Origin of the sequence: Microbispora bryophytorum (assembly GCF_043197435.1) — a bacterium.
GTDB classification, from domain to species: Bacteria; Actinomycetota; Actinomycetes; order Streptosporangiales; family Streptosporangiaceae; genus Microbispora; species Microbispora bryophytorum.
Genome location: NZ_JBICTF010000004.1, coordinates 268494 through 295162, shown reverse-complemented (window position 1 = coordinate 295162; position 26669 = coordinate 268494). Strand labels below are relative to the sequence as shown.

Genomic DNA, 26669 nt, shown 5'->3' with positions numbered 1-26669 from the left:
CGCCGGGAAACGTTTTCCCCCAGGGGCCGGCGGGCCATTGGATCAGTGCGCCGATGCGACCGGCGCGGCGCGACCGGTGCGGGGCCATCGGCGCCGCGCGACCAGTGTGACCACCGACGGAGCGAGCATGAGTACGACGCGCAACGCCCCCTCCCCGGCCGACGACCCGTTCGGAAGCCTCGGCCTCTCCCCCGACCAGACGGCCCTCTACACGGCCATGCTGCGGCTGCACCGCACCACGCTGACCGAGCTCGCCGAGGCGGTCGGCCGGTCCGCCGAGGACGTGCTCGACGCCCTGGACGGGCTCGTACGGCTCGGTGCGGTGAACCGGCGGCGGGAGGAGCTCATCGCCCGCCACCCGGTCGCGACGATCGGGCGGCTGGTGGCCGAGCGGCTGGACCGCATGGCCCGCGAGACGCGCCAGATCGACGAGGTGCTCGCGGCGGCGGGGCGCCTGACCCACCACTACGACGCGGGCCTCGACTGGCGCAGCGGGCGGTTCTCGGTCGAGGCGGTGAGCGGCGCGGACGAGCTCTGCGAGAGCGTGATCGGCCTCGCGCTGCAGGCGCCCCCCGCCGAGCTGGTCATGGCCGTGCCGGACCGCCGCACCATGGCCAGGCTGGCGGACGGGTACGGCGCCCAGTGGATCCAGGCCACCGCGGACGGCATCCTGCGCCTGCGGATGGTCGTCGCGCTCGACGCCGTGTCCGCACCCGCCATGCGGGAGGTATGCGCGCGGTTCTCGGCGGCGGGCGCGGGGCTGCGGGCCCTCGACGCGGTGCCGAGCTGGTTCTTCGCCCTCGGCGACGGCACCGCCGGGCTGCCCGCCGAGTGGGGCGTCCCGCCGCACGAGCACTCCTGCAACTGCTTCCTGGTCCACGCCCCGGTGGTGGTGGGGGCGCTGCGGGCGCTGTTCGATGCGCTGTGGGCCCAGGCCGCGCCGATCTCCTCGCGCACCAACGCGCAGCAGGTGCTGCGGCTGGCCGCGCACGGCCTGTCCGACGACGCCGTCGCCCGCCACCTCGGGGTCTCCGTACGCACGGTGCGGGCCAGGTTCGCCGAGGCGATGTCGGAGCTGGGGGCTCAGTCCCGCTTCCACGCCGGAGTGGAGGCGGCCCGACGCGGCTGGCTGTGACGCCCGCGCCGCGGGGCGCGGCCCGCCGAGCGGATGGGGCGCACTTATCCTCGTGGAGGGGGCCGTGGTCATAAGGTGGGTTGCGTGCTGGAAGACGTCCCCCGCGACCCGTTCGCGGATGACCCCAACGACCCCGCGTCGGAGCTTGGAGCGCCCGACGACGTGGAGCCGCTGACGCTCGCGGAACGCGACGAGGCGCTGACCGATCTCGCCGACGTGGAGGTCTTCCGTTCCCTGCTCGAACCCCAGGGTGTGCTCGGCCTGGTCCTCGACTGCCCGGAGTGCGGCGAACAGCACTACTTCGACTGGGACCTGCTGCGCGGCAACCTGCGCCAGATGATCGACAACGGCCGGCCTCAGGTCCATGAGCCGGCCTACCAGCCCGATCCGGCCGACTACGTCAGCTGGGAGTACGCCCGGGGCTACGTGGACGGCGTGATCGACACGGAGGAGAGCCACTGACCGTCCACGTCGACGACGAGCGCGCCGAGCAGCCGGATGGCGGCGTCCGTGCCGCCGACCGGCTCGCGGCGGGCGAGCGCGTCAAGGACGGCGTCCGTCCGCATTACTTCGCCCTCCACGTCGGCATCGCCGTACGACCCGAGGTGGCGAGCCGTACGACGACGTTTCGTGGTCACGCAATCGACTCCAGCTCGGCCAGTTGCCGGAGCCTGGCGAGCGCACGATGCTGCGCGACCCGGACGGCACCTGGTGACATGCCGAGTACATTACCCGTCTCCTCGGCGGACAGGCCCGAGACCACCCGCAGGATGAGGAGCTCGCGCTGGGTGTCCGGAAGCCGGGCGAGCAGGTCGCGGGCGTGCTGGGCCTCGATGTAGCGCACCACCGTCTCCTCCGGCCCGGGACCCTCGTCGGGCCCGTCCGGCAGGTCCTGCGTGGGCACGGCCGAGCGAACCGAACTGCGGAGGGCGTCGGCCACCTTGTGGGAGGCGATTCCGAAGACGAACGAGGCGAACGGGCGGCCCATGTCGCGGTAGCGCGGCAGCGCCGACAGCACCGCGATGCACACCTCCTGGGCCACGTCGTCGGCGATGTGATACTGACCGGACACCCTGCCCAGTCGAGCTCTGCAGTAGCGGACCACCATCGGGCGCAGGTGTCTCAGCAGTGATTCGATCGCGGTGCGATCTCCCTGTACGGCAAGGCTGGTCAGTTCCCTGAGGTCGGGCTCATCCGATCTCGTCGCAAGCCTTACCCCAGTTACGGCGTCGGCGACGCATCCCTCGGTCACGTTAGGCATGATGCCCGTCACGATCGTTCATGTCGTCATGGTTAACGGCTACGGATTGGTCACATTGGCGCGTCGATAACACTCCGTAATCGACTGATCACTCTGCCGTTGGAACATTCCAACCGTAATGTCGAAAATGACGAATATACGGCTGACGACTTGACAGGGAAAAAGAAACATGCGGGTCGTTCGCATTGCCCGCGAGCCCGCTTCGCCTCCCGACGGCCCGTCTCACCGGCGGAGCGGACAAGGGGCGGAAAGCAGTGCGCCCCGCGGTCCGCCCTTACGGGCGGCGCGGGGCGCGGGGCGCGGAAGGCGCGGGATCAGTGGCCGTGACCGTGGCCGTGACCGTGACCGCCGTTGGCGGCCGGAGCCTCCTCCTCGGGCTTGTCCACGACGAGGGCCTCGGTGGTGAGCAGCATGCCGGCGATGGACGCGGCGTTCTGCACGGCCGAGCGGGTCACCTTGACGGGGTCGATGACGCCCTGGGCCACCAGGTCGCCGTACTCGCCGGTGGCGGCGTTGAGGCCCTCACCGGCCTTCATCTCGGCGATCTTGGCGGTGACGACGTAGCCCTCCATGCCCGCGTTCTCGGCGATCCAGCGGGCGGGCTCGACCAGCGCCTTGCGGACGATCGAGACACCGGTGGCCTCGTCGCCGGTCAGGCCCAGGTCGTCGAGCTCCTTGGACACGTGCACGAGCGCGGAGCCACCGCCGGAGACGATGCCCTCCTCGATCGCGGCGCGGGTCGCGGAGATCGCGTCCTCGAGGCGGTGCTTCTTCTCCTTCAGCTCCACCTCGGTGGCGGCGCCGACGCGCAGCACGCACACGCCGCCGGCCAGCTTCGCGAGACGCTCCTGGAGCTTCTCGCGGTCCCAGTCGGAGTCGGACTGCTCGATCGCGACCTTGATCTCGCGGACGCGGTCCTCGATCGCCTGGGCGTCGCCGGCGCCGTCCACGACCGTGGTGGTGTCCTTGTTGACCACGACGCGGCGGGCCGTGCCGAGCACATCGAGGCCGACGTGCTCCAGCTTGAGGCCGATCTCCTCGCTGACGACCTGGCCGCCGGTGAGGATGGCGATGTCCTGCAGCATGGCCTTGCGGCGGTCGCCGAAGCCGGGGGCCTTGACGGCGACGGAGGTGAAGGTGCCGCGGATCTTGTTGGTCACCAGGACGGCCAGGGCCTCACCCTCGACGTCCTCGGCGATGACCAGCAGCTGGCGCTTGGTCTGCGCGATCTTCTCCAGCAGCGGCAGGAAGTCCGCGATGGAGGAGATCTTGCCCTGGGTGATGAGGATGTAGGGGTCCTCCAGGACCGCCTCCATGCGCTCGGAGTCGGTCACCATGTAGTGCGACAGGTAGCCCTTGTCGAACTGGAGGCCCTCCGTGAACTCCAGCTCCAGGCCCATCGCGTTGGACTCCTCGACGGTGATGACACCGTCCTTGCCCACCCTGTCGAACGCCTCGGCGATCAGCCCGCCGATCTTCGCGTCCTGGGCGGAGATCGTCGCGACGTTGGCGATCTCCTTCTTGTCCTCGACGTGGCGGGCGCTGCCGAGCAGCCGCTCGCTGACGGCCTGCGCGGCCTTGTCGATGCCGCGCTTGAGCCCGAGCGGCTGCGCGCCGGCGGCCACGTTGCGCAGGCCCTCGCGGACCATGGCCTGGGCCAGGACGGTCGCAGTGGTGGTGCCGTCACCCGCGACGTCGTTGGTCTTGGTCGCCACTTCCTTGGCGAGCTGGGCGCCAAGGTTCTCGTACGGCTTGTCCAGCTCGACCTCACGAGCGATGGTCACACCGTCGTTCGTGATCGTCGGGGCACCGAACTTCTTGTCGATGACGACGTTGCGGCCACGGGGGCCGAGCGTCACCTTGACGGCGTCGGCGAGAGCGTTGACACCACGCTCGAGAGCGCGCCGCGCGTCCTCTTCGAACTCCAGGATCTTCGGCATTCAGGTCTCCTTAAGAGCGCGCGGAGCCCCGGGCGCATGGCCCGGGGCTCCACAGGCCGGCGCGGCCTACTACTTCTCGATGATGGCGAGCACGTCGCGGGCCGAGAGCACCAGGTACTCCTCGCCGCCGTACTTGACCTCGGTGCCGCCGTACTTGCTGTAGAGGACGACGTCGCCCTCCTTGACGTCCAGCGGGATGCGCTTCTCGCCGTCCTCGTCCCAGTTGCCCGGGCCCACAGCGAGGACACGGCCCTCCTGCGGCTTCTCCTTGGCGGTGTCCGGGATAACCAGGCCGGAGGCGGTGGTCTGCTCAGCCTCAAGCGGCTGGACCACGATGCGGTCGCCAAGCGGCTTAACGGGAACCTTGGTGGCGGTCGTCACGATCGGACCTCCCCTTCAGATTGCGATGAATGAGCTGAAGAGGCGACCAGCGGCCTGCCGTCGCGGGTGTCAGACCTGTCTCGTCGCTATTGGCACTCTCACTGGGAGAGTGCCAACACGAAACAGTATGCAAGTGGCGCGTGACAGTCAACACGAACCGGCATCGCAGGTCAGACGCACCTGGCGGCAACACGCCAGAGCCCGCCCGTTCAGCCGTCCGCCGCGCCCGCGTCACCGTCCGGCCGGAACATCGCATCCACGGCTCACATTTCAATGTCGAAGTGTTGGATACGATGGCCGCGGAGGAGGAGCGGCGAGGAGGACCCAGACCGCGCGCGCCATGAACGACACCCTCACGGACACCACCCTCACGGACACCACTCTCACGAACACCACCCTCGCGAACACCACCCTCGCGACGCACACCGCCGCGGACGACACCCTCACCGACCACACCGTCACCGAAGACACCGTCACCGAAGACACCGCCGACGACCACACCGCCGCCGACCGCGCTCCCGGCGAGGACGCCGTCGACCGGATCCTCGGCCAGTGGGCCCGGGTGCGCCCGGATGTGGACTGCTCGGCGATGGGAGTCGCCGGGCGGATCTCCCGCGCCTCCCGCCTGCTCGAAAAGGGCATCAAGGAGTACTTCACCGGGCACGACCTCGAACCGTGGGAGTTCGACGTGCTCGCGACTCTCCTCCGGTCCACCCCCGATCACCGGCTCTGCATGAGCGATCTCGCCACGGCCGCGATGGTCAGCTCCGCGGCGCTCACCAACCGGGTGGACCGCCTCGTCGTCAAGGGCCTGGTGCACCGGGAGGTCTCGCCGTCCAACCGCCGCATGGTCCTGATCACCCTCACCGGCGAGGGCCGGGCGGTGGCCGACGCCCTGCTCGCGGGTCACGTGGCCAACGAGGAGCGACTGCTGGCCGGCCTCACCGGCGAGGACCGGGAGCAACTGTCCGGCCTGCTGCGCAAGCTGCTCACCTCGCTCGGCGACGTCGGCTCCTGCTGACCGCCGGGCAGGCGGTAGCGTCGCGGGCGTGGACCTGGACGCCTTCCGCACGCTGCTCACGCCCGCCGGGCTCGGGGCCCTGGACGAGGCCGTGAAGATACTCGCCGACGGCGCCGACCCGGTGGCCGCCGCGAGCGCGATGCGCCGCAGCCACCCGGCGGACCTGACGGCGGCGGCGCTCACGCAGGCGTCGCTGCGACGGCGGGCCGAGGCCAAGTTCGGCCCCGACGCCGCCGTCATGTACTTCACCCCCCACGGGCTGGAGCAGGCCACGCGCCCCGAGGTCGCCGCACACCGCGCGGCCAGAATCCGCGCCGCAGGACTCCCAGCCGACGGAATCCGGGCCGACGGAACCCCGGCTCACGGGGGGCCGGAGGGCGGTCCTGCCGTGCTGGACGTCTGCTGCGGGATCGGCGGGGACCTGCTCGCGCTGACGAGGGCGGGCTGCCCGGTCGACGCCGTGGACCTCGACCCGCTGACCGTGGAGATCGCCCGCGCCAACGCGGCCGCGCTCGGACTGTCCGGTCTGGCCCACGTCCGCACGGGCGACGCCGCGCTGACCGACCCCGGCGGATACGGCCTGCTGTTCGCCGACCCCGCCAGAAGGGGGGCGAGGGGACGGACCTTCGACCCGATGGCCTACTCCCCCACCTGGCCGGTCGTGCTCGACCTGGTGGCCCGCGCCCCGGCGGCCTGCCTGAAGGTGGCCCCCGGCATCCCGTACGAGTTCATCCCGGAGGGCGCCGAGGCCGAGTGGGTGTCGTACCGCGGCGAGGTGAAGGAGGCGGCCATCTGGACCGGGATGGGGCCGGGCGGACGGCGTGCCACCCTGCTGCCGTCCGGGGCCACGCTCACGGCGTCCGGCGCGGAGGCGGAGACCGGGCCGGTGAGCCGCTACCTCTATGAGCCCGACGGCGCCGCGGTGCGGGCCCACCTGGTCGCCGAGGTCGCCGCCCTCGTGTCGGGCCGCCTCGTCGATCCGCGGATCGCCTACATCACAAGCGACCGTCTCGTACGCACGGAGTGGGCCTCCTGCTACGAGGTGACCGACGTCATGCCGTTCTCGCTGAAACGGCTGAGAGCGGTGCTGCGCGAACGGCGCGTCGGCGTGGTCACCATCAAGAAACGCGGGTCCGCCGTCGACGTCGAGCGGCTGCGCAAGGACCTGCGGCTTTCCGGCGGCAATTCCGCCGTGATCGTGCTCACCCGCATCGAGGAGCGTCCGTTCGCCCTGCTCTGCCAGCCCGTGACCAGCGCAAACGGATGAAATCGGAATAATTCACCGGCAATTACCGCCTTTCTCATTCCCCGCCTGATGGCCGCGGGTCAGGGCCTAAAGTTGGCCGTCGGGCGTCCGCCTGTTCGTTCATCTGCGCGAGACCGGGCCGAACCGATGTTTCGGCGAGTGAAGGAGCATTCTCGGTGGAGCATTCCAGCCACAACCTCCTCCAGGCGGGCAGCCAGACCGCCATCTCCGATCGGATGCGCGAACTGCTCGCCCGGGCGGCCCAGGACCATGTCTACGAGCAGCGAACGCAGGGTGCCGTGCTCGACGAGATCCGCCAGCGGCTGGAGGGCATGGAGTGGCTCCTGCGCGAGGTGCGCGAGCGCGAGCTGGGCGGCCTCGGCGTGGCAATCGAGGTGATCACGCAGCGGCTCGACGACATGACGGTCAGGCCGCCCGCCTGGGCGGAGGGGCTGGCCCAGCACATGGAGCTGCTGCGCGACCACGTGGACGAGGTCGGCGGGCGCGCCCAGGGCCTCGCCGAACGGATGGCGGACGTCGCGCACCGGCTCGGCAAGTTCCAGGGGAGCATGGAGGCCGCCGCCGGGCGGTTCACCCGGATCGACAAGACTCTCGCCGCGATCACCGAGCGCACCGAGCGGCTGGAGGCCGTCGTCGTCGAACGGCTGGACTCGGTCGGCGGCCGGATCGAGGCGGTGGAGAGCGGGGTCGAGGGCATGGACGCCAGGGTGACCGCGCTGGGCGCCGGCGTCGGCGACGTCGCCGCCGGAGTGGACGAGATGAGCACCACCATCGCGGGCATGAACGCCGACCTCACGGTGGCGGCGGGGGCCGTCGTGCCCCTCGTGGACGCGGTGCGCAGCAGGCCGGACCGTGAGCAGATCGCCGAGACCGTCTCGGACGCGGTCACCCGCGCCATGGAGCCGGCCCGGGGCGACGTGGCCCGGCGGCTCGCCGCACTGGAGGAGACCATGCTGGCGCTCGCCGAGGTTCTCCTGCGCCCCGCCCGCGGCCACGCCGACTGACGACCGCTCCGCCGCCCGGCGGCGATCAGACGTTGACGACGGTGATCGGAAGCGATGAGTCGGCCGGGATCTCCAAGGTGGAGGGGTGCACGCCCGCCGCCACCAGGTCCGCGCCGAGCGCCGCCACCATCGCGCCGTTGTCGGTGCACAGGCCGGGCCGCGGCACCCGTAGGCGCACCCCTGCCGCGTCGCAGCGCTCCTGGGCCAGGGCCCGCAGCCGGGAGTTGGCGGCCACGCCGCCCCCGATCAGCAGATCCTTCACGTCGTAGCGGGCACACGCCTGCAGGGCCTTGCGGGTGAGCACGTCCACGACCGCCTCCTGGAACGACGCCGCGACATCGGCCACGGGCACCGTCTCGCCCGCCGCCTCGCGGGCCTCCACCCACCGCGCCACGGCCGTCTTCAGGCCGGAGAAGGAGAAGTCGAGGGTGCCGTCGTCGAACTTGCCCCGGGGGAACGTCACCGCCGTGCCCGAGCCCTCGCGGGCGGCCCGGTCGATGTGCGGCCCGCCGGGGAACGGCAACCCCAGCACACGGGCCACCTTGTCGAACGCCTCCCCGGCCGCGTCGTCCACCGTCGACCCGAGCGAGATGACGTCCCGCGCCACGTCGGGCACCAGGAGCAGCGAGGAGTGCCCTCCCGACACCAGCAGCGCGATCGAGGGCTTGGGCAGCGGGCCGTGCTCCAGTTGGTCCACCGCGACGTGCGCGGCGAGGTGGTTGACCCCGTAGAGCGGAACGCCGAGCCCCAGCGCGTACGCCTTGGCGGCGGCCACGCCGACGAGCAGCGCACCCGCGAGACCGGGGCCCGCGGTGACGGCGACCGCGTCGATGTCTGACAGGCGCAGCCCGGCGGCGGCCAGCGCGCCTTCGACCGTGGGCGCCATCGCCTCCAGATGGGCCCGCGAGGCCACCTCCGGCACCACGCCGCCGAAGCGGGCGTGCTCGTCCATGCTGGAGGCGATGGTGTTGGCCAGCAGCGTGTGGCCGCGGACGATGCCCACGCCCGTCTCGTCGCAGGATGTCTCGATGCCCAGCACGATCGGCTCGTCATGCCTGCTCATGCCGCCTCCTCGCCTCGCCGCTCGGGGTCTCGTCGTGCCGGAGGCGCGCAGACGACCCAGCCGCGAATCGCCCGGTGTCCACGTATTCGCTCGTTCATGCCCCGCCCCCCAGGTCTCCGTCTCGTGGCCCGAGGTCCTTCACCATGGTGATGGCGTCGGTGCCGTCGTCGTAGTAGCGCCGTCGCAGCCCCAGCCGCCGGAAGCCGAACCGCTCGTACATCGCCTGTGCGGGCGGGTTGTCGGCGCGCACCTCCAGGAACACCGAGACCGCACCGCGTCGTACGGCCTCGGCGAGCAGCGCGTCCATCAGCGCGGTCCCGACGCCGGCGCGCCGGTGGTCGGCGAGGACCGCGATCGTCTGGACGTCGGCCTGGTCGCCCGCCGCCGCCAGCCCGGCGTACCCCACGACGCGGTCGCCCACCTGGGCGACGACGTAGTGCCGGGTGCGCGGCTGGTCGGCCAGCTCGCCGCGCAGCATGGCCTCGGTCCAGGCGTCCACGGGGAACGTGGTCCGCTCGATGTCCATCACGACGGGCAGGTCCTCGTGGGTCATCTGGCGCAGCGCGACCCCGGCCTGCCTCACGACGTGCCCCCGCGGCGGCTCACGCCGTCACCCGCTTGGGCGCCCCGGGCACCTGCGCGTCGGGACGCCGCAGGTAGATGGGCCGCGGCGGGCCGAGCACGGCCAGCTCCCGCGCCTTCTCGACCGAATCCACACGTCCCTCGGGCACCCGGGCGAGCCGCGCCGCCTCCTGCTCGCTCAGCGGCGCGAGGAGCTCGGCCGCCAGGGCCGCGAGCGCTCCGGCCGAGGGATGCTCGGGACCGCGCACCCGGTCGGCGCCGACGACGTCGGCGTACATGGCGCCGCCCGCACCGATCACGGGCAGTTCCCCGGGCAGGTCGTGCGGCCGGTCCACGCGCGGCCCGTCGAGCCGCGTGCGCGGGTCGCCGTACCGCGCCCAGAAGACCTCCTTGCGGCGCGCGTCGGTCGCGACGAGGAACGGCCCGCTCTCCCGCGCGGAGTACGCGAGGGCGTCGAGCGTGCACACCCCGAACGCCGGCACACCGGCGGTCATGGCCAGCGCCTCCGCCGTCATCAGGCCGACCCGCAGACCGGTGTACGGCCCGGGGCCGGTCCCGGCGACGATCGCGGTGACGTCCTTGAGCGTCGCGCCGGACTCGCGCAGGACATGCTCGACGGCGGGGGCGAGGAGCTCTCCGTGCCGCCGCGCGTCGATCGTCGTCGACTCCGCCACCACGCGTTCGCCGTCGTACAGCGCGGCGGTGACGGCGGGAGTGGCGGTGTCGAAGGCCAAGACAAGCACGAAGGTCAAGCGTAGTCGCTGTGCGGAGGCGGACCGCCACGCCCGGGACCGGCTCCGGCCGCCCGGTCCCCGGCGCCGCGGCGGCCTCGGCCCACGGGGTCGCCGACGGCGTCAGGCGGCGCGGATCAGGGAGGCGTAGCCGGCGTCAGGCGGCGCGGATCAGGGAGGCGTAGACGATGATGTTGTCGCGGTACTCGTGCCGCGACCAGTCGAAGTTCCCGCCGCAGGTGATCAGGCGCAGGCCGTCCTCGGTGTAGACGCGCTCGGCCGGGAAGTCGTCCTTCGGCACGCGCTCCACCGAGTCGACCCGGTAGGAGGCGGTCTTGCCGTCGCTGCGCGCCACCTTCACGACCTCTCCCTGACGCAGGTCGCGCAGCCGGTAGAAGACGGCGGGAGCGGTCTTGGTGTCCACGTGACCGATGATCACGGAAGCGCCGGGGTCGCCCGGCACGACGCTTCCCGTGTACCAGCCCGCGGTGGTCGGCTTGTCGAACGGCGGCAGTTCGACGTCACCCTCGTCGGACAGGCCGAGCTTCATCAGGGGGGCCTTGAGGTGCAGCGCCGGGATGTCGATCCGCCTGGGGACGACGGAGGACCTGGCGGCGGGCTCGTCCGTCGTCCCCTTGCCGCCGGCGACCGCGGCGAACACGAGCCCGGTGACCACCCCGGCGATGATCACCCCCCGGGTGGACAGCGCCAAGGTCAGGCTCCGGAGCGCCTGCGGGCCACGGCGACGCCGACGCCGAGCGCGGCCAGCAGCACGACGACGGTCACGCCCGTCGGCAGGCCGGACTCGTCTTCGGGGCCACCGGCCGCCGTGCCGCCGCCGCCCGCGTGCGGTGCCCGGGTGGGAATCCTCGTGTGGTCCTCGGTGTGGTCGGGCTCCGGCGCGACGATCCTGAACGACGCGCTGCCGATGTCGTTGGTGGCCTCGCAGCGCACCTGCACGCGGTAGCCGCCCGCCTTGGCCCCGGCCCTGATGGTCGCGCTGCCGCGCACCATCGGCACGGTCGCGGCCGGGCTTGCCGACGGTGGAGGGGGCGCCACCAGCGTGACGAGGCCGGTGAAGGCGTCGGAGCGGGCGGTCGCCCGATATTCCGTGCCGCCCTGGGGCAGCGGGCACCTGGCGGTGATGTGGATGCTCTTGGTCGACCCGCCGACGATCCGCTTCGGGTCGACCTCGACCCGCACGTCCTGCCGCGAGACCGAGACGAGCGGCGTCGGCAGAGCCGGGGTCAGCGTCATCGTGGGGTCGGCGGAGACCGTCTTGGCCGACGCGGTGCAGCCCAGCGCGCCGAACAGTAAGGCTCCCCCGACGGCGACCTGCGTGATTCTGCTCAACGGCACACCTCTTCCACGCCGGTCCCTTACCCAGAAAATCCTTACCGACTCATGACCAAGGATCTTCCTTGCCCCGATGATCCTCAGGAAGGCGGACAGGCGTCAAGGACTGTTCGGCGGACCGGTCTGGATCGCGCGCGGACGGTGCCCGGCTTATCCCCGCAGGTCCTTCTCGCACTTCAGAGTCCGGGTTGCAGTCTTTTGTGCGGCTCCGGGGTGGCCATTGCTCACGCTTCCATCCGACTCCGGGTGACCGGTGCTCGGGCTTCTACGGGCTCCGGCTCCGGGTGACTCCGGATGGCCGGCGCTCAGGTCAGGGACAGCCCCGACCAGCGCGGGCCCACACCCGTCACCCGTACGCGGCGCTCCTCGTCCTCGGCTCCCCGCTCGACGTGGATTTCCAGGCGCTCCTCGGACAGGCCCTCGACCAGGCCCTCGCCCCACTCGACCACGGTCACCGACTCCTCCAGCGAAGCGTCGAGATCGAGGTCGTCCACCTCCAGCGTGCCGCCCAGCCGATAGGCGTCCACGTGCACGAGCGCGGGCCCGCCGGACAGGGACGGGTGGACCCGCGCGATCACGAACGTGGGGGACGTGATCGGCCCGCGCACCTTCAGACCCTCCGCGATGCCCTGCACCATCGTCGTCTTCCCCGCGCCCAGCGGCCCGCTCAGCACGACCAGGTCTCCGGGAGCGAGCAGCGCGGCCAGCCGCGCTCCCAGCGCCCGCGTCTCCTCGGCGGTCGTCGCCCGGAGCCCGGCCATGGTCACTGGTTCTCCCTCTCGGCTCGCTTCAGCAGCTCGCGCAGCGCCTCGTTCACGACGTCGGGGCGTTCGAGCTGCACGAGATGCGCCGTCTCCGGCACCGTCGTGAGCTGCGCGGTCGGCGCGGCCGCCGCGATCGCCCTGCTGTGGTCGAGCGGCGTCAGCCAGTCGCGTTCGCCCACGATTATCGCGGTGGGCACCTTGTTGAGCACGTCGAGCGCGGTGAGCTTGTCGTGCGTCATCAGCGCCGGATAGAAGTCGGCGATCACCTCGGACGGGGTCGCCCTGATCATCGACTCGACGAAGTCCACGACGGTGGGGCTGACGTTCCTGGAGTCGCCGAACCCGAGGTGACGCAGCGCCAGGAACGACAGGTCGGTGCCGGCCTCGCGCCCCCGGTCGACCAGCGCGCCGCTCCTGCGCATGATCGTGACGGCCGACGGCACCGCGAGGTTGACGAGCTTGGAGACCAGGGCGGGCAGGCCGAGGGTGATCTCGGCGAGCTTGCCCGCCGACGTCGCGATCAGCGACACACCCCGGATCTTGTCGCCGAACAGCTCGGGCCGCCGCTCCGCCAGCGCCATGATCGTCATGCCGCCCATGGAGTGGCCCACCACCACGCACGGCCCCGGGACGAGCTCCTCCAGCACCAGCGCGAGGTCCTCGCCGAGGCGCTCGATCGTGCAGTCGTTGGCCGGTCCGCGGGCGGACTGGCCGTGGCAGCGCTGGTCCCACAGCACCAGCCGATAGGAGTCGCGCAGGTCGCGTCGCTGGTAGTGCCAGGACCCCGAGGACAGGCAGTAGCCGTGGCACAGCACCACGGTCAGCGGCGCGTCCTCCACGCCGTCGACCTCGGCGTGGATCTTCACGCCGTCGGAGGTCGTGAGCGTCACCGAACGTCCGTGCAACTCGCCGAAGGGCTCACTCGCCTCCAGGTCCGGCCGCAGGCGGATGCGGCCCACGGCGTACCTCTTCGCGAGCGTGGCCGCCGCCACTCCCGCCGACGCCGCGCCGAAGACCGCTCCGGCGATCCCGACCTTGCGACGTGTGCTCATGCCTGCCCTCCTCGCAGCCGCGGCTCAGCGTCCATCCGTATGGACACGAGGCACGCGGGATCCGATCCTCGTCACGATCTCATGGGTGATCGTGCCCAGGGAATCCGCCCATTCCTGACAAGTCGGCTCGCCGTTGTCTCCGGGACCGAAAACGATCACCTCGTCCCCCGATTCCGCCGGGTCGTCACCGAGGTCGATGACGAACTGGTCCATGCACACCCGCCCGGCGATCCGCCGCCGCCGGCCCGCCGCCAGCACCTCCGCCCGGTTCGTCGCGTTTCGCAAGATGCCGTCCGCATACCCGAGAGGAACGAGGCCAAGCGTGGTCTCACGCTCCGTGACATACAGGTGCCCGTACGACACCCCCGAGCCCGGGGCGGCCCTCTTGACCTGCGCGAGCTTGGCCGTCAGCGTCATGGCGGGGCGCAGCCCGAAGTCGCCCAGCTCGGGAATCGGGCTCAGGCCGTAGACCGCGATGCCCGTGCGGACCATGTCGTACCTCGCCCGTGGCAGCGTGACGGTCGCGGCCGAGTTCGCGAAGTGACGGATCGCGTCGCTCGGCACGCCCGCCTTGTCGGCGACGGCGAGCGCCTCCTCGAACGTCGCGAGCTGGCTGTCGATCGAGGGATGGCCCGGGATGTCCGCGCAGGCGAAGTGCGACCACAGCCCGGCGATCTCGACGGCCCCGCTCGCCCGCGCGGCGAGCGCGTGCTCGACCAGGGACGGCCAGTCCGCGGACGTCGCGCCGCCGCGGGAGTTGCCGGTGTCGGCCTTCAGATGCACCCGGGCGGTGCGCCCCGTGCGCCGGGCGGCCTCGACGATGTCGTCCACGACCCACGTCGACCCGGCCGACAACTCGACGTCCGCGAGCAGCGCGGCGTCCAGCGGCTCGCCGGGGGTGATGAGCCACGACATGACCGGTGCGGTGACACCCGCCTCGCGCAGCGCCAGCGCCTCGCGGACGAGTGCCGTGCCGAGCCGGCTCGCGCCCGCCTCCAGGCACGCCCTCGCCACCTGCGCCGCGCCGTGACCGTACGCGTCCGCCTTGACGACGGCCATCATCTCGGCGCCGGCGGCCGACTCGGCGAGCAGCCGCACGTTGTGCGCGATGGCGGACAGGTCCACGCGTGCCTCGGCCGGGGTCGCGGAGCGCACCGCTGAGAAGCTCATTTTTCCAGTGTGTCAGGTGGACCCGGGTGGATGCGCCCACCCTGACGGCGCACGTCAGAGCGCACGTCAGCGCGCACATGAGAGCACACGTCAGAGCGTACGCAGGGCCTCGGGCAGCGCCTGGGCGACGTCGAGGGCGGCGATCGGCGCCTGCCCGCGTCCCGCGGCCCCGCCTCCGGCGGCCGTCCGCGCCGCCAGCCCGTGGACGTACGCCGCGCACGAGGCCGCGTCGTAGCCCGTCAGCCCGGCGGCGAGCAGGGCGCCCGCGATGCCCGACAGGACGTCGCCCGTGCCGCCCGTCGCCAGCCACGGCGTGCCCGTGGTGTTGACCCGCACCGGCCTGTGCTCCTCCGCGACGAGCGTGGTCGAGCCCTTGAGCAGCACCGTCGCCCCCAGCTCCGCGGCGGCCCTGCGCACGTGGTCGAGCCGCCCGGCCTCGATGCGCTCGCGCGGCACGCCGAGCAGCCGCGACAGCTCCCCCGCGTGCGGCGTGAGCACGGTGGGGGCGGCCCGGCGCAGCAGCGTGCGGTCCTTGGCGACCAGCGTCAGCCCGTCGGCGTCCACCAGCACGGGCACCCCGGTGGACAGCACCGCGCGGGCCACCGCGTGCGCCTCCGGGCCCGTCCCGAGCCCGGGGCCGAGCACCCATGCCTGCACCCGCCCGACCTCGTCCAGCGAGCTCTTCAGCACCAGCGACGGATCGAGCACGGTCGTGATGGCCTCCGGCCAGCGGGCCCTGACCAGCCGCACCGGCTCGGCGGAACTCGCGAAGCGGACCATCCCCGCGCCGGCGCGCACCGCGCCGCCGACCGAGAGCACGGCGGCCCCGGTGTACCTGTCGCTGCCCGCGGCGATCCCGACGACGCCCCGCCGGTACTTGTCGCTCTCCTCGCCCGGGCGGGGCAGCAGGTCGGCCACGTCGTCGGCGGTCAGCGCGGCCACCTCGGGGTCCGGCAGGAAGGGTCCCAGGCCGATGTCCACCAGCTCGACCGCGCCCGCGTGGGTGGCGCCGGGATCGACCAGCAGACCGGCCTTGTACGCGCCGAACGTCACCGTCAGGTGCGCGCGGACCGCCGGTCCCTCGACCCGTCCGCTGCTCGCGTCCACCCCGCTCGGCACGTCGACCGCGACGACCAGGCCCCCGGCCTCCGCGGTCAGCTCCGCGAGCGTGCCGTACGGCTCCCGCAGCGGCCCGCTGCCGCCGATGCCGACGAGGCCGTCCATGACGAGGTCGGCGTCGGCCAGCAGCTCGCGCGCCCGCGCGGCGTCGTACGGATGCGCCCGGCCGCCCGCCTTTCGCAACGCGGCCAGGCCGCCCTCGTGGGTGCGCGAGCCGGCGAGGACCGCCTCCACCCGCGCTCCCCTGCGGGCCAGCCGGGCTCCGGCGTACAGGGCGTCCCCGCCGTTGTCGCCGCTGCCGATCAGCAGCACGGTGCGGGAGCCGTACACCCGGCCGCGGGAGCCGGCGAGCAGGTGCGCGCAGACCGCGGCGAGCCCGGCGGCGGCCCGGTCCATCAGCGTCCCCTCGGGGAGCCTCGCCATCAGCGCGAGCTCGGCGGAGCGGATCTGGTCGGAGGTGTAGGCGGTCCGCATGCGTCCGACGGTAGCCTGCCGGGTCGGCGATGGCGATCACCGTACGCCGGGCATCGGCAAGGAGATGCCCCCCGCGGCGCGAACGGCGGTCGCTCCCACGGGCCGGCCATGCCGGCCGGCCATGGCGCCCGGCCATGCCGGCGGGCCATGACGCGCGGCCATGACGCGCGGCCATGACGCGCGGCCATGACGGCGGGTCTACAGCCCGTGCCGCTCCGCCCACGCGTCGATCGCCGCGGCGATGGCCTCCGGCCGGTCCTCCGGCGCGTGGTGGCCCGCCGGTCCGCAGTGCTCCACCTCCAGCCCCGCGATGTTCGCCGCGCACCAGGCGGCCATCTCCGGCCCGATGGACAGGGTCGGCGAGGAGTCGAAGGTGAGCAGCAGCTTGGGAACGTCGTGGCTGCTCGCGAGCCACCCGCCGTACGCGCCGACGCGCTCGGCGACGTCGGCGGGCTCGCCGTCGAGCGGCATCGAACGCGCCCACTCCAACAGCGGGCGGCGGCTGTCGCGCGTCGGGTACGGCTCCAGATAGGGCCGCATGTCCTCCTCGCCGAGCGGCGTGAGCACCCCTCCGGTGAAGGCGGTCTCCACCATGAAGTTCCGGTCGAGCACGAGCGGTTCGCCCTCGGGGCTTCGGATGGCCTCCGCGCGGGCGCGCGGCGCCTCGCCCAGCTCGCTCCACGACATCGTGCGGACGATCGTCTCGAAGAACGCGACGCCGCGGACGCGACCGGGATGGCGGGCCGCCCAGTCGAAGGCGAGCGACCCGCCCCAGTCGTGTCCGACGAGCACCACGTCCTCCAGCCCCAGCCGGTCGAACCAGGCGTCGAGGTAACGGGCGTGATCGGCGAACCGGTACGGCACATCGGGCTTGCCCGAGCGGCCCATGCCGATGAGGTCGGGGGCGAGCAGGCGGGCGTCGGCGCGGATCCCGGGCAGGACCTTGCGCCACAGATGGGACGAGGCGGGGTTGCCGTGCAGGAAGACGAAGGGAGCACCGCTGCCGGTCTCCTCGTGGTACATCGCCGAGTCGAGCACGTCGATCGAAGGCATGGGGGTTCTCACATTCGTTCGTCTGACTAACGTTAGTAACACGAACAGATTAGGCCGTTAGTCGGACTAACGCAATCGGTAGGATGGCGGCATGAGCAGCAGCGAGCCGGGCACGGCCCCTCCCGCGGCCCCCCGCATGGACGGGAGGACCGGACCGGCCCGGTTGCGGGGCCTGCCGACCCGGCTTCTGTCACTGGCGGCGACGCACTCCGACCGCCTCGTCAACGAAGGGCTCGCCGCCGCCGACGCCCGCAAATGGCACTACGCGGTGCTCGCGACGCTGGAGGAGTCGGGCCCGGCCAGCCAGGCGGAGCTGAGCCGCCGCACCGGCATCTACCGCAGCGACCTGGTCTCCGTCATCAACGAGCTGACCGATCGGGGCCTGGTGGAGCGCGCGCCGGATCCTGCGGACCGGCGGCGCAACGTCATCACGATGACCGAGCTGGGGCGCGCCCGCTTCGCCCGGCTCGACACTCTGATCACCGAGCTGGAGGACGAGGTGCTCGCGCCACTCGGCCCGGCCGAGCGCGAGCAGCTCGGCCGGCTGCTCACCCGCCTCGTGGACCACCACGCGCGCCGGGACGGCTGACTGCCCGCGATCCCCGCTCGGCGTTCCCGGTCGGCGTTCCCGATCGGCGTTCCCGCTCAGGACTCGGCGAGGACGTAGGCGACCGCCATGCCGCCGTCGTGCGACAGGGAGAGGTGCCATCTGCGCACGCCGAGGTCGCGGGCCACCTCGGCCGCCCGGCCCGTGATCCTCAGCTCGGGCCGGCCGTGTCCGCCGCGCACGACCTCCGCGTCCAGGTGCCGCAGGCCCGGCGGCGCCCCGAGGGCCTTGGCCACCGCCTCCTTCGCGGCGAACCGCGCGGCCAGCGACTCCAGCGGCAGCGCGCCCTCGGCATCGGTGAACAGCCGCCTCCGCAGCGCGGGCGTGCGCTCCAGGGCCGCGCCCAGGCGCGCCACCTCGACCACGTCCACCCCGATGCCCACGATCACAGCGCCAGCGTACGGCGCGGCAGGGAGCGAACCCGACGCAGTGAGTGGAGTGGCGGGCCGAGGAACGAGGAACGCCGCGAAGCGAACGAGGAGCGGTGAGCGACCAATGACAGGAGCGAACCCGACGCAGTGAGTGGAGTGGCGGGCCGAGGAACGAGGAACGCCGCGAAGCGAACGAGGAGCGGTGAGCGACCAATGACAGGAGCGAACCCGACGCAGTGAGCGCAGTGGCGGACCGAGGAACGAGGAACGCCGCGAAGCGAACGTTCTTCCCCGTCGGGCGCCGCGGTAATCCATCGATTTTTGTCCACAGGCTGTGCACGACCCCGGGTGGGGGCGCGGAAACGCCATGGCTACGCTTGCCGTCGTGGCAGATCGGGACGGGTACGTCGAGCTGAGCCGGGAGCAGTGGCGTGACCTGCGCAAGAACACACCGCTCACCCTCACCGAGGCGGAGCTGGAGGAACTGCGCGGCGTCCACGACCCGATCGACCTGTCCGAAGTCACCGACATCTACCTGCCGCTCACCCGGCTGCTGAACCTGCACTTCACCGGTTCGCGGCAGCGCGGCGCGGCCGTCGGCGCCTTCCTCGGCGAGCAGGACGCGCCCCCGCCGTACGTGCTGGGCATCGCGGGCAGCGTCGCGGTCGGCAAGTCGACCACCGCGCGGCTGCTGCACACGCTGCTCGCCCGCTGGCCCGAGCACCCCCGGGTCGACCTGGTCACCACCGACAGCTTCCTCTACCCCAACAAGGTGCTCGAAGAGCGCGGGATCATGCACCGCAAGGGCTTCCCGGAGAGCTATGACCGGCGGGCCCTGGTGGGCTTCGTGGCCGACGTCAAGGCGGGCCGTCCCTCGGTGGAGGCGCCGGTCTACAGCCACCTGGAGTACGACATCGTGCCCGGCGCCGCGCAGACGGTGGACCGGCCGGACATCCTCATCGTCGAGGGGCTCAACGTCCTGCAGCCCGCGCCGCCGGACGCCCTGGCGGTCTATGACTACTTCGACTTCTCCATCTACGTGGACGCCCGGATGGAGGACATCCGCACCTGGTACGTGGAGCGCTTCCACAAGCTGCGCCGCACCGCCTTCTCCGACCCGAAGTCCTACTTCCGCCACATCGCGGCGCTGTCGCACGAGGAGGCGACGGCGTTCGCCGAGAACGTCTGGCGGGAGATCAACGAACGCAACCTGGTGGAGAACATCGCCCCCACCCGCCACCGGGCCGGGCTGATCCTGCACAAGGGCTCCGGCCACTCCGTCAGACGGGTGCGGCTGCGCAGAACCTGAGTCGTCTCCAGCAAACCGAGCCCTGCCGCAGTTGCCAGACGCTCCTAGGATGCGGCTGTGCTGCATCTGCGGATCATCTCCCCGTTCCGGCTGACCGGCCAGGTCGTCGAGGTGCTCGACCGTACGCCGGGAGTCACGAACGTCGTGTTCCTGGCCAAGGCGGCCAGGAGGCCGGAGGGCGACGTCGTGCTCGCCGACGTCGCCAGGGAGGCCGCCGACACGGTCATCGGCCGGCTCAAGGCGCTCGGCCTGGAGCGGGACGGCTCGATCACCGCCGAGGACATCGAGCTGTCGATCTCCCGGGGCGCGGCCGAGGCGGAGGAGCGGGCGCCCGGCGAGGGCGACGACGCGGTCGTGTGGGACCAGTTCGAGCAGCGTGTGGCCCTCGACAGCCGCATCACGTGGGCGTTCCTGGCGTTCCTCGCCATCGCCACGCAGATCGCCGCGATCGGCGTCCTCATCCCCTCGCAGATCCTGATCGTCGGCGCGATGGTCCTCGGGCCGGAGTTCGGCGCGGTGGCGGCCGTCTCGTTCGGCCTGCTGCGCCGCCGGTGGCGGCTCGTCGGCGCCGCGGCCCGCACGCTCACCCTGGGCTTCGCGGCCGCGATCGCCGTCACCCTGGCCTGTGCCCTCGTGTCACGCGGCCTCGGCTGGATCTCCCCCGACAGCCTGCGGCACCACGACGAGGTGCGCTTCATCGTGACGCCCGACCGGTGGTCGTTCATCGTGGCGCTGCTCGCCGGCGCGGCCGGGGTGCTGTCGATCACGGCGGGCAAGTCCTCGGCGCTGGTGGGCGTCTTCATCTCCGTCACCACCGTCCCCGCGGCCGGCTACATGGCCCTGGCCCTGGCGCTGGGGCGCTGGGACGAGGTCGGCGGCTCGGCGCTGCAGCTTCTCGTCAACATCGCCGGGATGGTCGTCGCCGGCACGCTGACGCTGCTCCTCCAGCGCGCGCTGTGGTCGCGCTACGGTGGCGGCCGGGCACGACGAGGCATACCTGAGGCGTAGGCGGGGTTCCTCCATCAGGCGGAGGCCCGGCGAACGTCCCGCCCAGTAGGGTCGGATCATGACAGCGAGCGCGACCCCATGCTTCGCGACCGAGGGGCTGACCAAGCGCTTCCCCCGCGTCACGGCGCTCGACGACCTCACGGTCGCCGCCGGAACCGGCGTGACCGGCCTCGTGGGCGCCAACGGCGCGGGCAAGTCGACGCTGATCAAGATCCTGCTCGGCCTGCTCCCCCCGACCTCCGGGCGTGCCTCGGTGCTCGGCTTGGACACGGCGACCCAGGGCCTGGAGATCCGGCGCGTGGTTGGCTACATGCCCGAACACGACTGCCTGCCCCCGGACATGTCCGCGACCGAGTTCGTGGTGCACATGGCCCAGATGTCCGGGCTGCCGCGTACGGCCGCCCGGGAACGCGCCGCCGACACCCTGCGCCACGTCGGGCTGGATGAGGAGCGCTACCGCCCGATGGGCGGCTACTCCACGGGCATGCGGCAGCGGGTCAAGCTCGCCCAGGCGCTCGTCCACGACCCGCAGCTGGTCTTCCTCGACGAGCCGACCAACGGGCTCGACCCGCAGGGCCGCGACGACATGCTCGCGCTGATCCGGCGCGTCGGCACCGAGTTCGGCATCAACGTGCTGGTCACCTCCCACCTGCTCGGCGAGCTCGAGCGGGTGTGCGACCACGTCATCGTCATCGACGGCGGACGGCTGCTGCGCTCGTCGGCCATCCGGGAGTTCACCCGGGCCGAGCAGACCGTCGCGGTGGAGGTCGAGGAAGGGCAGCAGCGGCTCGCCGAGCGTCTGATCGCGGGCGGCGAGACGGTCGCCGCGCAGGGCAGGCTGCTGACGGTCCAGGTGTCCCCAGACGACCCCGGCCGCACGTACGACGCCGTACGCGACGCGGTCTGCGACCTCGGCCTGAGCCTCCTGCGGCTGGAGCAGCGCCGGGGCCGCATCGAAGACGTCTTCAAGGAGCCGGTGGCATGACAGAGCCGACCGCGGTCATCCACGACATCGGATACCGCCACTACGACGGCGTACGGCTGGGGCGCGGCAGGGCGACGCTCGCCCTCGGGGTGCAGAGCCTGCGCGGCGTCTTCGGGTTCGGCCGCACGGCCCGCGCGAAGATCATGCCGCTGCTGCTGATAGCGATCATGCTGATGCCGACCGTCGTGTCGATCGGCGTGATGGCGCTCGCGAAGCAGTTCATCATGCCCTATCCGGGATACGCCGTCTTCATGCAGGCGGTGGTCGCGGTCTTCCTGGCCGCCCAGTCGCCGTACCTGGTCGCGCCGGATCTGCGCTTCCGCGTGCTGCCGCTCTACCTGTCCCGGCCGCTCGCCGTCACCGACTACGTCGTGGCGAAGCTGGCCGCGCTCGCGGTCGCGCTGTTCGGCCTGCTGGCCGTGCCGATCACGATCCAGTTCGTCGGCGAGCTGCTGGTGGACCTGCCGGGACCGCCGCACACCGCCGAATACCTCGGCGCGCTGGGCGGCGCGGTCCTCTACGCGGTGCTGCTGTCCTCCGTGGGCATCGCCCTCGCGTCGTTCACCCCGCGCCGCGGGCTCGGCGTCGCGGTGGTGATCGCGTTCTACATGTTCACCGCCGCCGTCTCCACGCTCTTCTATGCCGTGCTGTCCACGACCGGCCGAGACGACGTGGCCCCCTGGGCCCTGATCCTCAACCCGTTCTTCCTCGTCGACGCCGTCCAGTCGGCGGTGTTCGGCACCGTGCCGACGAACGACGAGGGGTATCCCCCGGGCGTCGCCTCGTGCCTGATCCTGCTGGCCGTGATCGCCCTGGCCGTGACGGGCGTCCTCCTGCGCTACCGGAAGGCGGCGTCGTGACCACCACGAGCTCCCCCGTGACCACCCGCCAGGGCGTGCTGGAGCTCGCCCAGGTCTCTCGCTGGTACGGCAACGTCGTGGCGGTCAACGACGTCACGATGACGATCGGGCCCGGCGTCACCGGCCTGCTCGGGCCGAACGGCGCGGGCAAGTCGACGCTGCTGCACATGATGGCCGGGTTCCTCGCGCCGTCCAGCGGCACGGCGACCCTCGACGGCCGGCAGATCTGGCACAACCACGACATCTACCGGCAGATCGGCCTGGTCCCCGAGAAGGAGGCCGTGTACGGCTTCCTCACCGGATGGCAGTTCGTGCTGTCGTCCGCCCGGCTGCACGGCCTGCCCTCGCCCGCCGAAGCGGCCAAGCGGGCCCTCGACCTGGTGGAGATGACCGACGCATCCGGCCGCCGCGTCGAGACCTACTCCAAGGGCATGCGGCAGCGGGTCAAGGTCGCGGCGGCCCTCGTCCACGACCCCCAGGTGCTGCTCTTGGACGAGCCGTTCAACGGCATGGACCCCCGGCAGCGGCTCCACCTCATGGACCTCGTGCGCCGCATGGGCGAGGAGGGCCGGACGATCCTGTTCAGCTCGCACATCCTCGAAGAGGTCGAGCGGGTCGCCCACCACATCGAGGTCCTGGTCGCCGGGCGGCACGCCGCGTCGGGCGACTACCGCGAGATCCGGCGCCGCATGGCCGACCGGCCGCATCTGTTCCGGGTCAGGTCGAGCGACGACCGGCGTCTGGCCGCCGCGCTCATCGGCGACCTTTCCTCCAACGCCGTCTCACTGACCGAGCAGGGAATCGAGGTCCAGGTGACCGACCACGCGCGTTTCACCGCGCTGCTGCCGCGGATGGCGCGCGACCTCGCCGTACACCTGTGGCAGGTCTCCCCCACCGACGAGGACCTGGAAAGCGTCTTCTCCTACCTCATCTCCGGGAGCACGCGATGAACACGGTGGTGGCCGACATCACCTACCGGGCCATGCTCGGGCGCAAGCGGATCTGGCTGCTGATTCTGCTGCCGGTGGCGCTGGTCGCGCTCGCCGCGCTGCTCAGGCTGGTCGACGGCCAGGACGAGCAGACGGCCGTCCTCCTGATGAAGAGCTTCGCGATCGGCACGATGCTGCCGCTGCTCGGGCTGATCGCCGGAACCGGGGTGATCGCGCCGGAGATCGAGGACGGCACGATCATCCACCTGCTGGCCAAGCCGATCTCGCGACCGGTGATCGCGGTGACGAAGTTCGTGGTCGCGGCCTCCCTCGTCGCGGTGCTCGGGGCCGTCTCGACCTACGCCGCCGCCTACCTCCTGGCCGGCTCGGAGTCGGGCGTCGCGACCGGCTTCACCCTCGGCGCGCTGTTCGGCGGCATCGCGTACGCCGCGGTGTTCCTGCTGCTGGGCGTGCTCACCCGCCACGCGGTCGCGGTCGGGGTGATCTACGCCCTCGTGTGGGAGGGCGTGGTCGGCGGCTACGTGCCCGGCGCGCGGAAGTTCTCCATCCAGCAGTGGGCCCAGTCACTCGCCGACCAGGTCTCCTCCTCGCCCTTCTTCTCCACCGAGGTGACGCTCGGCTTCGCCGTACCGGCGATGGTCATCGTCACGATCGGCGCGGTCGTCTGGACCGGCCAGCGCCTGCGCTCCCTGTCCCTCACCGGCGACGACTAACTCTCCTCTACCGGACAGTCCGCTCGCAGGACCCGGGCGAGCCAGTCGGTGCGCGTCCGGCGGGCCGTGGCCGAGATCCGCGCCTGCGGATACAGGGCGTCGAATCCGTGGAAGCCGCCCGCCCAGACGTGCAGCTCCGCCTGGCCGCCGGCCGCCCAGATGCGGGTGGCGTAGTCGGCGTCCTCGTCGCGGAAGACCTCGGCGGAGCCGGTGTCGATGTAAGTGGCCGGCAGCCCCGACAGGTCGTCCGCCAGCGCGGGCGAGACGTACGGGGACACCTCGTCGCCGGTGAGGTCGCCGGTGAGGTCGCCCGTGAGGTCGCCCGTGAGGTCGCCGAGGACGCAGCGCCACCCGAACTCGTTCATCTCGCGGGTCCAGACGCCGGGTTCGCCGGAGAACTGGCGGCTCGACGTGCTGGTGTTGCGGTGGTCGAGCATGGGGCAGATCAGCATCTGCGCGGCGATCGGCGGGTCGATCCGCGAGGCGCCGCGGTCGCGGGCCAGCAGGGTGACGCCGGCGGCGAGGCCGCCGCCCGCGCTGGCGCCCGCGACGACGATCCTGGCTGGGTCGATGCCCAGCTCGGCGGCGTGCTCGGCGATCCAGAGCAGACCCTGGTAGCAGTCGTCGACCAGGGCGGTGCCGGTGGCCTCCGGCGCGAGCCGATACTCCACGGAGACCACGACCGCGCCGAACCGGTCGAGCCACTCCAGCGGGATGTCGATCTGCGAGAAGCGGTCGCCCATGACCATTCCGCCGCCGTGCATCCAGTAGACGCAGGGCGCGGCGACGGCGCCCACGGGTTTGAAGATCGACATGGGGATGGGGGCGCCGTCCAGGGCGGGCACGGTGACCTCGCGCCGATCGACCTGCCGGTGGGCGAGGAGGGGTTCGACGGGTGTGGACGGGAGCCGGCGCAGTTGCGCGAGCATTTCCTGGTCGAGCTGGGACATGAGGGGCATGTCGGCCAGCAGTTCACGCAGTTCGGGGTCCAGGCCGGGTCGTGCGGGGGTCATGGTCACTGCCTTTCACAGGGGATGGAGGGCCGTTGGGTGATCGGCGGGGTCAGAAGGCGGCCTTGCCGCGCACCGGGACGTGGTCGGCGTACTCGGACTCCTTGGCCAGCAGCCCGCCGATCCGCGCCACGATGTCCTGCGCGGCCTGGCCGGCGAAGATCCGGTGGTGGTCCTCCTCGCTGGTCCAGCCCTCGATGACGTGGACGACGTCGGGATCGGACGCGGAACGGGAGACCAGGTAGACGACGCAGTGCTCGCTCGCGCCGGGGCTGCCCTCGTCCAGGCCGGTCAGCAGCGCGTCGACCAGGCGATCGCCCATTCCGGGCCGTGCGGTCAGGGTGGCGGCGAAGCCGTAATTGACGGTCATGGATTCCCTCTTCTTCATCGGTGGAATGAGGTGATCCCATTGAACCGCCATGACCTGCGGAAATGTTAGAACGATGCTCGCTCGTACTTGCACGATCCTCTCGCCTGTGGGAGCACGGCGCGAAATCATGCTGCAATGGCCGCATGTGCCTCGACGAGCTCCGCACTCTGCTGGCCCGGCATGCCCGGCCCGACGGGACCACCCCCGTCGACGGCCTCCTCATCTCGAAGGTCGACCGGTCGGATCCGCCGGCGCCCTCGATGTCCGGCACCGTGCTGGCGGTCATCGCCCAGGGCGCCAAACGGCTCGCGCTCGGTGACCGGATCTTCGAGTACGGCGCCGGGCAGTATCTGGTCGCCTCGGTCGACCTGCCGGTCACCGGGCAGTTCACCCAGGCGGACCCCGAGCGGCCGGCGCTGGGCTTCGGTCTCCTCCTGGAACCGCCCGCCGTCGCCGAGTTGCTGCTGCAGGCCGCGCCCGGAGACACTCCCCCCTCCGGTGCGGGCGCGGCGCCGGGCATCGTCGTCAGCGACGCTCCGCCCGCTCTGCTCGACGCGGCCGTCCGGCTGCTGCGCCTGCTCGACGAGCCCCGCGACCGGGCCGTGCTGGCCCCGCTGGTCAAGCGCGAGATCCTGTGGCGCCTGATCACCGGCGAGCAGGGCGCGACGGTTCGCCAGCTCGGCCTCGCCGACAGCGGCCTCAGCCACATCTCCCGGGCCGTGCGCTGGATCCGCGAGCACTACGCGCAGCCCTTCCGGGTCGAGGACCTGGCGCGGCTGTCCGGCATGAGCGTGTCCGCCTTCTACCGCAACTTCCACGCGGTGACCGCGATGAGCCCCATCCGGTTCCAGAAGCAGATCCGGCTGCAGGCGGCCCGGCTGCTGCTCGCCACCCATCCGGGCGACGTCACCGGAGTCGGCCACCGCGTCGGCTACGACAACGCGTCACAGTTCAGCCGGGAATACCGCAGACAGTTCGGGGCGCCCCCCAGCCAGGACGCCGCCCGCCTGCGTCAAAGCGCCCGCGACCCCGCAGGCGTCCTCCCCTGAGCCCGGGCTCACGAGGGCTGGTTCTCCTGGAAGGCGGCTCGACGGGGGGTCATCGAGGGACGCG

Annotated in this window: 30 protein-coding genes; 13 read left to right on the top strand and 17 right to left on the bottom strand. The window is 72.0% G+C overall.

Annotated features, from left to right (window positions below):
• Nucleotides 1-127: 127 nt before the first annotated feature.
• Both ACGFIB_RS14995 and ACGFIB_RS14990 read left to right on the top strand, forming a co-directional pair.
• The gene (locus ACGFIB_RS14995) at nucleotides 128-1135 is read left to right on the top strand and encodes a helix-turn-helix transcriptional regulator (RefSeq protein WP_393371957.1); all 1008 of its coding nucleotides are present in this window, start codon (nucleotides 128-130) and stop codon (nucleotides 1133-1135) included.
• An 84-nt stretch (nucleotides 1136-1219) separates the two neighbouring features.
• Nucleotides 1220-1597 carry a DUF5319 domain-containing protein gene (locus ACGFIB_RS14990; protein ID WP_139573618.1) on the top strand — a complete coding sequence of 126 codons (378 nt, stop codon included), beginning with the start codon at nucleotides 1220-1222 and terminating at the stop codon, nucleotides 1595-1597.
• Here the strand turns inward: ACGFIB_RS14990 and ACGFIB_RS14985 are convergent.
• From ACGFIB_RS14985 to groES, 4 genes are all read right to left on the bottom strand, one after another.
• The gene (locus ACGFIB_RS14985; protein WP_142569102.1) at nucleotides 1558-1773 is read right to left on the bottom strand and encodes an anti-sigma-D factor RsdA; all 216 of its coding nucleotides are present in this window, start codon (nucleotides 1771-1773) and stop codon (nucleotides 1558-1560) included. The two genes, ACGFIB_RS14990 and ACGFIB_RS14985, sit on opposite strands and share 40 nt — an antisense overlap.
• On the bottom strand, nucleotides 1770-2396 hold the full coding sequence (locus ACGFIB_RS14980; protein WP_142569100.1) for a sigma-70 family RNA polymerase sigma factor: 627 nt from the start codon (nucleotides 2394-2396) through the stop codon (nucleotides 1770-1772). The genes ACGFIB_RS14985 and ACGFIB_RS14980 overlap by 4 nt, the downstream gene beginning before the upstream one ends.
• A gap of 314 nt (nucleotides 2397-2710) precedes the next feature.
• Nucleotides 2711-4336, bottom strand: coding sequence for a chaperonin GroEL (gene groL, locus ACGFIB_RS14975; protein ID WP_357017979.1), 1626 nt, complete (start codon nucleotides 4334-4336; stop codon nucleotides 2711-2713).
• 69 nt (nucleotides 4337-4405) lie between these two features.
• The gene (groES, locus tag ACGFIB_RS14970) at nucleotides 4406-4717 is read right to left on the bottom strand and encodes a co-chaperone GroES (RefSeq protein ID WP_030508383.1); all 312 of its coding nucleotides are present in this window, start codon (nucleotides 4715-4717) and stop codon (nucleotides 4406-4408) included.
• 340 nt (nucleotides 4718-5057) lie between these two features.
• Between groES and ACGFIB_RS14965 the strand changes: the two genes are divergently transcribed.
• The 3 genes from ACGFIB_RS14965 to ACGFIB_RS14955 all read left to right on the top strand — a co-directional run bounded on the left by ACGFIB_RS14965 (nucleotide 5058) and on the right by ACGFIB_RS14955 (nucleotide 8009).
• On the top strand, nucleotides 5058-5738 hold the full coding sequence (locus tag ACGFIB_RS14965) for a MarR family winged helix-turn-helix transcriptional regulator (RefSeq protein WP_393371952.1): 681 nt from the start codon (nucleotides 5058-5060) through the stop codon (nucleotides 5736-5738).
• A 28-nt stretch (nucleotides 5739-5766) separates the two neighbouring features.
• Complete coding sequence (locus ACGFIB_RS14960; RefSeq protein ID WP_393371949.1) at nucleotides 5767-7005, top strand: class I SAM-dependent methyltransferase; 1239 nt, start codon at nucleotides 5767-5769, stop codon at nucleotides 7003-7005.
• A 155-nt stretch (nucleotides 7006-7160) separates the two neighbouring features.
• The gene (locus ACGFIB_RS14955) at nucleotides 7161-8009 is read left to right on the top strand and encodes a hypothetical protein (RefSeq protein WP_142569092.1); all 849 of its coding nucleotides are present in this window, start codon (nucleotides 7161-7163) and stop codon (nucleotides 8007-8009) included.
• A gap of 25 nt (nucleotides 8010-8034) precedes the next feature.
• On the opposite strand, the gene tsaD is transcribed toward ACGFIB_RS14955, so the two are convergent.
• From tsaD to ACGFIB_RS14905, 10 genes are all read right to left on the bottom strand, one after another.
• The gene (gene tsaD / locus ACGFIB_RS14950) at nucleotides 8035-9072 is read right to left on the bottom strand and encodes a tRNA (adenosine(37)-N6)-threonylcarbamoyltransferase complex transferase subunit TsaD (protein ID WP_142569090.1); all 1038 of its coding nucleotides are present in this window, start codon (nucleotides 9070-9072) and stop codon (nucleotides 8035-8037) included.
• A gap of 94 nt (nucleotides 9073-9166) precedes the next feature.
• Nucleotides 9167-9625, bottom strand: a complete 459-nt coding sequence (rimI, locus tag ACGFIB_RS14945; RefSeq protein ID WP_357259668.1) for a ribosomal protein S18-alanine N-acetyltransferase — start codon at nucleotides 9623-9625, stop codon at nucleotides 9167-9169.
• A 49-nt stretch (nucleotides 9626-9674) separates the two neighbouring features.
• A complete protein-coding gene (gene tsaB, locus ACGFIB_RS14940) occupies nucleotides 9675-10397 on the bottom strand; it encodes a tRNA (adenosine(37)-N6)-threonylcarbamoyltransferase complex dimerization subunit type 1 TsaB (protein WP_142569088.1) in 723 nt (240 codons plus the stop codon).
• Nucleotides 10398-10542: 145 nt separating this feature from the next.
• Nucleotides 10543-11097, bottom strand: coding sequence for a class F sortase (locus ACGFIB_RS14935; RefSeq protein ID WP_393371945.1), 555 nt, complete (start codon nucleotides 11095-11097; stop codon nucleotides 10543-10545).
• Between the two features lie 2 nt (nucleotides 11098-11099).
• Nucleotides 11100-11738, bottom strand: coding sequence for a hypothetical protein (locus tag ACGFIB_RS14930; RefSeq protein WP_357238848.1), 639 nt, complete (start codon nucleotides 11736-11738; stop codon nucleotides 11100-11102).
• A gap of 308 nt (nucleotides 11739-12046) precedes the next feature.
• Nucleotides 12047-12502 (bottom strand): tRNA (adenosine(37)-N6)-threonylcarbamoyltransferase complex ATPase subunit type 1 TsaE, encoded by a 456-nt coding sequence (tsaE, locus tag ACGFIB_RS14925; RefSeq protein WP_357259665.1) that lies wholly within the window; start codon nucleotides 12500-12502, stop codon nucleotides 12047-12049.
• A 2-nt stretch (nucleotides 12503-12504) separates the two neighbouring features.
• A complete protein-coding gene (locus ACGFIB_RS14920; RefSeq protein ID WP_142569082.1) occupies nucleotides 12505-13557 on the bottom strand; it encodes an alpha/beta fold hydrolase in 1053 nt (350 codons plus the stop codon).
• Nucleotides 13558-13581: 24 nt separating this feature from the next.
• Nucleotides 13582-14727 (bottom strand): alanine racemase, encoded by a 1146-nt coding sequence (alr, locus tag ACGFIB_RS14915; protein ID WP_393371941.1) that lies wholly within the window; start codon nucleotides 14725-14727, stop codon nucleotides 13582-13584.
• 90 nt (nucleotides 14728-14817) lie between these two features.
• Nucleotides 14818-16320: an NAD(P)H-hydrate dehydratase gene (locus ACGFIB_RS14910; RefSeq protein WP_393371938.1), complete on the bottom strand. Its 1503-nt coding sequence runs from the start codon at nucleotides 16318-16320 to the stop codon at nucleotides 14818-14820.
• Nucleotides 16321-16518: 198 nt separating this feature from the next.
• Entirely contained in the window at nucleotides 16519-17373 is an 855-nt protein-coding gene (locus ACGFIB_RS14905) for a haloalkane dehalogenase (RefSeq protein WP_393371935.1), read from the bottom strand.
• Between the two features lie 91 nt (nucleotides 17374-17464).
• On the opposite strand from ACGFIB_RS14905, the gene ACGFIB_RS14900 reads away from it, so the two are divergent.
• Nucleotides 17465-17962, top strand: coding sequence for a MarR family winged helix-turn-helix transcriptional regulator (locus ACGFIB_RS14900; protein ID WP_357259040.1), 498 nt, complete (start codon nucleotides 17465-17467; stop codon nucleotides 17960-17962).
• 56 nt (nucleotides 17963-18018) lie between these two features.
• On the opposite strand, the gene ACGFIB_RS14895 is transcribed toward ACGFIB_RS14900, so the two are convergent.
• Nucleotides 18019-18369, bottom strand: coding sequence for a holo-ACP synthase (locus tag ACGFIB_RS14895; RefSeq protein ID WP_357259038.1), 351 nt, complete (start codon nucleotides 18367-18369; stop codon nucleotides 18019-18021).
• Nucleotides 18370-18718: 349 nt separating this feature from the next.
• On the opposite strand from ACGFIB_RS14895, the gene coaA reads away from it, so the two are divergent.
• The 6 genes from coaA to ACGFIB_RS14865 are packed head-to-tail and all read left to right on the top strand — an operon-like array spanning nucleotide 18719 to nucleotide 24176.
• A complete protein-coding gene (coaA, locus tag ACGFIB_RS14890) occupies nucleotides 18719-19660 on the top strand; it encodes a type I pantothenate kinase (RefSeq protein ID WP_357238836.1) in 942 nt (313 codons plus the stop codon).
• A 57-nt stretch (nucleotides 19661-19717) separates the two neighbouring features.
• Nucleotides 19718-20668, top strand: a complete 951-nt coding sequence (locus ACGFIB_RS14885; RefSeq protein ID WP_142569068.1) for a DUF389 domain-containing protein — start codon at nucleotides 19718-19720, stop codon at nucleotides 20666-20668.
• 58 nt (nucleotides 20669-20726) lie between these two features.
• Nucleotides 20727-21653: an ABC transporter ATP-binding protein gene (locus ACGFIB_RS14880; RefSeq protein ID WP_393371930.1), complete on the top strand. Its 927-nt coding sequence runs from the start codon at nucleotides 20727-20729 to the stop codon at nucleotides 21651-21653.
• Nucleotides 21650-22513: an ABC transporter permease gene (locus tag ACGFIB_RS14875; RefSeq protein ID WP_357238831.1), complete on the top strand. Its 864-nt coding sequence runs from the start codon at nucleotides 21650-21652 to the stop codon at nucleotides 22511-22513. The genes ACGFIB_RS14880 and ACGFIB_RS14875 overlap by 4 nt, the downstream gene beginning before the upstream one ends.
• The gene (locus tag ACGFIB_RS14870; RefSeq protein WP_393371927.1) at nucleotides 22510-23463 is read left to right on the top strand and encodes an ABC transporter ATP-binding protein; all 954 of its coding nucleotides are present in this window, start codon (nucleotides 22510-22512) and stop codon (nucleotides 23461-23463) included. The genes ACGFIB_RS14875 and ACGFIB_RS14870 overlap by 4 nt, the downstream gene beginning before the upstream one ends.
• Complete coding sequence (locus ACGFIB_RS14865; protein ID WP_393371924.1) at nucleotides 23460-24176, top strand: ABC transporter permease; 717 nt, start codon at nucleotides 23460-23462, stop codon at nucleotides 24174-24176. The genes ACGFIB_RS14870 and ACGFIB_RS14865 overlap by 4 nt, the downstream gene beginning before the upstream one ends.
• On the opposite strand, the gene ACGFIB_RS14860 is transcribed toward ACGFIB_RS14865, so the two are convergent.
• Nucleotides 24173-25189, bottom strand: coding sequence for an alpha/beta hydrolase (locus ACGFIB_RS14860; RefSeq protein WP_393371921.1), 1017 nt, complete (start codon nucleotides 25187-25189; stop codon nucleotides 24173-24175). The genes ACGFIB_RS14865 and ACGFIB_RS14860 overlap by 4 nt on opposite strands.
• A 49-nt stretch (nucleotides 25190-25238) precedes the next feature.
• Nucleotides 25239-25556 carry a putative quinol monooxygenase gene (locus ACGFIB_RS14855; protein ID WP_357238823.1) on the bottom strand — a complete coding sequence of 106 codons (318 nt, stop codon included), beginning with the start codon at nucleotides 25554-25556 and terminating at the stop codon, nucleotides 25239-25241.
• A gap of 143 nt (nucleotides 25557-25699) precedes the next feature.
• On the opposite strand from ACGFIB_RS14855, the gene ACGFIB_RS14850 reads away from it, so the two are divergent.
• Entirely contained in the window at nucleotides 25700-26605 is a 906-nt protein-coding gene (locus tag ACGFIB_RS14850; RefSeq protein ID WP_393371917.1) for an AraC family transcriptional regulator, read from the top strand.
• Nucleotides 26606-26669: the final 64 nt, after the last annotated feature.